Here is a 2,775-nt window from a genome sequence, read left to right on the forward strand (position 1 = left end):
AATTTCGGTGAACCCAATTAGCTTTAAAAACTTACAGCAACTTGGCTTGCGCGAGTTAACCACCTTGATGTGGGTTGAGAAATCGAACCCAAAGCATTGAAGCCAACAATTTTCGATAACCTGACAAGCCTTGAATTATCAAAGCGCTATAACGCCAGCTTAAACCGCAGACAACGCACAAAACAAGCCGCCGCATTGCGCCTTAAACACTAAAATTACCGCAAGCTAAAAATGCCACGCGTTGTTTGTCGGTTTGAAGCTTTTGTTAGAGCGTCACAAGCAAACAAACTCGCTTGGCAATGAAGCACTTAGCTTGCATTCAATGAACGACATCTTAGCCAACAAAATCTGCTGCAACCAGACCTCGAAACCCAAAACACCAACTCAGTCGAGAATTTAGAAGAACAAGAGAAAACGAAGCGGCAAAGCACAATGACCTCAATTGGCTTGAAAAACCTAAAACGACTTGGCTTGCGACGGCTTTCCCACTTTGATGCTGGTTGAAAAAGCGAACTCAAAAACGCTGAAGCCAGCAACTTTCGATAACCTGACAACCCTTGAATTTTCAAAGCGCTATAACGTTTGGCATAAGGTGCGCAAACACCGAACTCGCCAAACCAACTGAATTCCAAACCAAAACCACCGAGTGTAGAGCGTCACCTTGATGCCTTTGTTAGCAGTTTTTCCTGAGTAACTTGAATTCAGGTTTTGCTTGATTCCATAAATTCACAAGTAAATTGTCGTTCTCATCCAGCAATCGAATACTTTCATCAAAATCATTTGTTTTATATATGGGGCGAATACCATTTATTAAAGTAACAATCGAAGATTGCAGCATATCTGGTGACAATTTCTTATACTCTGATAAATCACGTTCTCGAGCTAAGCGCTCAAAAGTGTCAAAGTATAATTCTCTAGACCTAAAATACTGTTGCTTTGCTTCAAGCTCACTTCGTTTGAGTTCATCATAATCAAGGCTAGAAGTAGGCGAACACTCAAATTTCACAACTTGAATAACCGTTTGTCTATATTGAGTTATTGCTTTTATAAGATCACTGAAGCTATCCTCAAAAGCATTAAGTAATTTATATACCTCACTATGGTTAAATTGCTTTTTCCACATATTTAATGCCACTATTGCTGCAAATGCAGCAATAAATGTAGAAATACCACCTACGATCCCAAAAACTGTATTTGCCATTTTTAGATGTTGGGAATCAAAAGGTAACAGATGTCCAACGGCCGTTCCAAAAACAAATAAAAGAATACTTATCAAAACATTAGATAACTTACTCACTAGTTTTCCTTAACTGCTAACGCCCGCTTAAGCTGCTGACAACGCTATACAAAAGCTACCGCATTACACCTTAAACACAATTATCACTGCAAACCTAAAATGCCACGCGTTGGCAGTCCGCTTGAAGCGTTTGTTAGAGCGTAATGAGTACGCAAACTCACTTGGCAGAGAAGCATTTTGCTTGCATTCAATGAACAGCATCCTAACCAACAAGACCTTCTGTAACCAGACCACAAAGCTTAAAACACCGATTCAGTCGAGAATTTAGAAGAACAAACCAAAAACCAAGCTTCAGAATCCGGCGAACCTAACTGATTTTGAAAACCTACAGCGACTTGGCTTGCAACGACTTTTCCAACTTGATACTGGCTGAGAAATCGAATTTTCCAGCACTGAAGCCAACAATTTTCGAGAACCTGACAACCCTTGAATTATCAAAGCGCTATAACGCCAGCTTAAACCGCAGACAACGCACAAAACAAGCCGCTGCACTGCGCCTTAAACACTAAAATCACCGCAAACCAAAAATGCCACGCGTTGTTTGTCGGTTTGAAGCTTTTGTTAGGAGCTAAACCTTGCCCTTCTTAAAGGCTCTGATTGATGTAGATATCGTGTAAATGTGTCTTTTGGACGCTCTAGACTATTTTCTGCCAGAACTCTTGATGCCATACCTCTGTGGTTACTGCCATGAGTTAATAAATGGAGCAGTATCTCCTCTACTGACAGCCGCCCTGTATCACCATCTACAAACTTAAATGATACAACCCTTTTTATTTCTGCCTCGGATACTGATTTCGTAAAATTAACCAACCAAGAGTCATTTTGGTCCATTGTATTACGTAGCTCCATCAACGTTGGGGTCTCGACAGTATTATCACCACTGTATTTTTCAGGCTCACCTAAAATTCGGCTGATAAAGAGATTATCAACGACTGTTGTATGGTTTAAGATTCTGATAAAAAATGTCCCATCACTTTCTGGAAGTTGCGAGAACTGCTGCTCTCCAAGGTCTAGTAATTCACTATTTGCCCACTTTTTATATTGAAACGCCTTAGCAAACTGCATGTTACCTCCATTTCTGTTGTTTGGAATCTACTGAGCTTAACCAGCACCTAACGCCCGCTTAAGCTGCTGACAACGCTATACAAAAGCTAGCGCATTGCGCCTTAAACACCATCATCACTGCAAACCTAAAATGCCACGCGTTGGCAGTCCGCTTGAAGCGTTTGTTAGAGCGTAACGAGTACACAAACTCACTTGGCAAAGAAGCATTTTGCTTGCATTCAATGAACAACATCCTAACCAACAAAACCTTCTGTAACCAGACCACAAAACCTAAAACACCGATTCGGTCGAGAATTTAGAAAAACGAACCAAGAGCAAAACTTCAAAATTAGGCGAACCTAATTGGTTTTGAAAGCTTGCAGCAACTTGGTTTGTGATAGCTTTTCCACCTTGATGCTGGTTGAGAAATCGAA

Annotated in this window: 2 protein-coding genes; both read right to left on the reverse strand. The window is 40.7% G+C overall.

What is annotated here, in order from left to right:
* Nucleotides 1-673: 673 nt before the first annotated feature.
* Nucleotides 674-1,297 (reverse strand): hypothetical protein, encoded by a 624-nt coding sequence (locus tag HC752_RS23895; RefSeq protein ID WP_190337683.1) that lies wholly within the window; start codon nt 1,295-1,297, stop codon nt 674-676.
* A 561-nt stretch (nt 1,298-1,858) separates the two neighbouring features.
* Nucleotides 1,859-2,362 carry a DinB family protein gene (locus HC752_RS23905; protein WP_190337684.1) on the reverse strand — a complete coding sequence of 168 codons (504 nt, stop codon included), beginning with the start codon at nt 2,360-2,362 and terminating at the stop codon, nt 1,859-1,861.
* Between the last annotated feature and the right edge of the window lie 413 nt (nt 2,363-2,775).

Source organism: Vibrio sp. S9_S30 (assembly GCF_014694455.1).
Lineage (GTDB): Bacteria > Pseudomonadota > Gammaproteobacteria > Enterobacterales > Vibrionaceae > Vibrio.

Bases quoted from the DNA above. Each gene is read 5' to 3' on its own strand.
- HC752_RS23905 (WP_190337684.1), bottom strand. From the start codon at position 2,362: ATGCAGTTTGCTAAGGCGTTTCAATATAAAAAGTGGGCAAATAGTGAA.